The sequence below is a fragment of the Pseudomonas edaphica genome, from assembly GCF_005863185.1.
In the GTDB taxonomy this organism is placed as follows: domain Bacteria; phylum Pseudomonadota; class Gammaproteobacteria; order Pseudomonadales; family Pseudomonadaceae; genus Aquipseudomonas; species Aquipseudomonas edaphica.
The window spans coordinates 1-2,850 of sequence record NZ_VBVZ01000724.1 but is presented as its reverse complement, the minus strand read 5'-3'; the positions used below and the strand labels follow the sequence as shown (position 1 = coordinate 2,850).

Here is a 2,850-nt window from a genome sequence, read left to right as displayed (position 1 = left end):
TACTCGAACTGGTACAGGGGCAAGGCGCGACAGTCGGTGATCGAAAGGCCGGCCTGGATTTTCTCCGGGTAAGGCACGAAGAGACCGTGGCCGGCGTAGCTCATTAGCGCTGGCGAAAACTGCACCTGGGACTGGATCACATAACCGCGCTTGAGCAGGCGCGGCAAAAAGGTGCCGAGGTCGCTGTAGCCCAAGCGGCGATCGAACGGGCCGGCGCCGGGGTAAACCATTGCCTGGCTGGGGCCGGGTTCCAGCCGGTAGGTGAGGTCGTGGGCCAGCCGGCTCAGTTGCCGGGCTTGCAGTGCGGATGTGCGTATCTCTTTGGCGGCGGCGAACCCAAGCGCAATCACCACCATCAACACAATCAGCCAGAACAGGCGACGTATGTAACGGGGCCTGGGTTTATTTTTGGGTAAAGGCGCTGGGTCCGAACTGCCTTGTAATTTCGCAGCCTTGGTCGATTCGGTTTGCCACAGTGCGCCCATAGTCGATTGATCCTGCACGCAGATTGATCGGACTTGCCTGAAGCTTAGTCGCTGGGCGACGGGTGTGAGGGAATTGTGGTTGGGTAGTCGGAATCTTCTTGGATGGCGTGTGAATGCAGGGTGGGTTGCGACGTTTTGTCGCTCAGCGCAGGTAATATGCTCCTGTAAAGTGGCTTTTTAGCCGGGTCTTTCACTGAATTGCATGGTTTTTATAGTGAAAGACCCTGGTCCCGGCTTTTTATACTGCACGTCCCGCCGATCTTGCCCGGCAAGAAGGGCCCGTCCATGAGGCGGCCCCGGTTTCAACAAGGGCACAGGCTTACCGGCCTGGCCCCGGAAACTCGACGGACAATCCAATAACAAAATGAGGTTGTTTCCCTATGCCTGTCGGCAAACCACTGCCCCCTGGCGAGACCGCTCAAGGCGGCCCGCTCAAACGTGAACTGGGTGAACGACACATCCGTTTGATGGCGCTCGGCGCCTGTATCGGTGTCGGCCTGTTCCTCGGTTCGGCCAAGGCCATCGAGATGGCCGGCCCGGCAATCATGCTCTCCTACATCATCGGCGGCCTGGCCATTCTGGTGATCATGCGCGCCCTTGGTGAGATGGCCGTGCACAACCCGGTAGCCGGCTCGTTCAGCCGTTATGCCCAGGATTACCTCGGCCCGTTGGCGGGCTTTCTCACAGGTTGGAACTATTGGTTCCTGTGGCTGGTGACCTGTGTCGCGGAAATCACCGCCGTGGCGGTGTACATGGGTGTCTGGTTCCCCGACACGCCGCGCTGGATCTGGGCCCTGGCGGCGCTGATCAGCATGGGCACGATCAACCTGATCGCCGTCAAAGCCTTTGGTGAGTTCGAGTTCTGGTTTGCGCTGATCAAGATCGTCACGATTATTGCCATGGTGATCGGCGGCGTCGGCATCATTGCATTCGGCTTCGGTAATGACGGCGTGGCCTTGGGTATTTCCAACCTGTGGGCTCACGGCGGCTTCATGCCCAATGGCGTGCAGGGCGTGTTGATGTCCTTGCAGATGGTGATGTTCGCCTACCTGGGCGTCGAGATGATCGGCCTGACCGCCGGTGAAGCACGCAACCCACAGAAGACTATTCCAAGCGCCATCGGCTCGGTGTTCTGGCGCATCCTGCTGTTCTACGTCGGTGCGCTGTTCGTGATCCTGTCGATCTACCCGTGGAACGAAATCGGCACCCAGGGCAGCCCGTTCGTGATGACCTTTGAACGTTTGGGCATCAAGACCGCCGCAGGCATCATCAATTTCGTGGTGATCACCGCCGCGCTGTCGTCCTGCAACGGCGGCATCTTCAGCACCGGGCGCATGCTCTACAGCCTGGCGCAGAACGGCCAGGCGCCGGCGACTTTCGGCACCACCTCCAGCAATGGCGTACCGCGCAAGGCGCTGCTGCTGTCGATCTTTGCCTTGCTGCTGGGCGTGTTGCTCAACTACCTGGTACCTGACCAGGTGTTTGTGTGGGTGACCTCCATCGCCACCTTCGGCGCGATCTGGACCTGGCTGATGATTCTGCTGGCCCAGCTCAAGTTCCGTAAAGGCCTGAGCCCGGCCGAAGCGGCGGGCCTCAAATACCGCATGTGGCTGTACCCGGTCAGTTCCTACCTGGCGCTGGCGTTCCTGGTGCTGGTGGTGGGCCTGATGGCGTACTTCCCGGATACGCGGGTGGCGCTGTATGTGGGGCCTGCGTTCCTGGTGCTGCTGACCGTGCTGTATTACGTGTTCAAGTTGCAGCCGACCAATGCGGCGGCACGCTCCGTCGCCTGACGGCCTGGCGCACAACAAAAAGCCCCTTGATCGGGGCTTTTTGTTTTCAGGCGGCGGCCATGCGTGTCGATTGGTCCAGCCGTTTGTTGAACTCCAGCCAGGCGCCCAACATCGCCATCAAGCCAGCGCCCACAAGCGCGGTAAAAATTTGCATGGCAAAGGCATCGCCGGCCATGGCGTTGACCATGTCCGCCAACGGCGCCAACAACACGCCAAGGCAGAACACTTCCAGCGAAAAGCGGCCCATCCGGCAGGTCTGCTGTGCCAGCCAGTTTTGCGTCCAGGCACGCCCCGGCAACAGTTTGGCGGTGACATAGGCCAAGGCCAAAAAATGCAGCAGACGCACCGGCGACAGGTCGGTCTTGCTGATCGGGTACAACAGTTCGCTGAGCGCGTGCGGCATCAGTGCGTCATGCACCTCGGGCCAGCGCCAGCCGATCGTGATCACGCCGGCCATCAATGCATAGGTCGCGGCCATCATGAACAACGGCTGCCGCAGCAGTGGCCGATGCTCCTGCGCGCGGGGTTGTTGCCCATGAATCGCCGCCGCGCCGCCCAGCACGAACAGGAAC

General features: G+C 60.7%; 2 protein-coding genes and 1 pseudogene. 1 reads left to right on the top strand and 2 read right to left on the bottom strand.

Translation table 11 applies throughout. The annotated features are described in order from the left end of the window. Positions 1–485: pseudogene (locus FEM54_RS29570) on the bottom strand (glycosyl transferase family 51); the annotation flags it as partial. A 380-nt stretch (positions 486–865) separates the two neighbouring features. On the opposite strand from FEM54_RS29570, the gene FEM54_RS29565 reads away from it, so the two are divergent. Further along, on the top strand, positions 866–2,278 hold the full coding sequence (locus FEM54_RS29565) for an amino acid permease (RefSeq protein WP_099548500.1): 1,413 nt from the start codon (positions 866–868) through the stop codon (positions 2,276–2,278). A gap of 46 nt (positions 2,279–2,324) precedes the next feature. On the opposite strand, the gene opgC is transcribed toward FEM54_RS29565, so the two are convergent. Beyond that, positions 2,325–2,850, bottom strand: a 526-nt coding sequence (opgC, locus tag FEM54_RS29560) for an OpgC domain-containing protein (protein WP_171045935.1), incomplete at its 5' end; no start/stop codon positions are given.

What these genes read in the sequence shown, in the direction of transcription:
- FEM54_RS29565 (WP_099548500.1), top strand. Translation starts at nt 866, where the DNA reads ATGCCTGTCGGCAAACCACTGCCCCCTGGCGAGACCGCTCAAGGCGGC.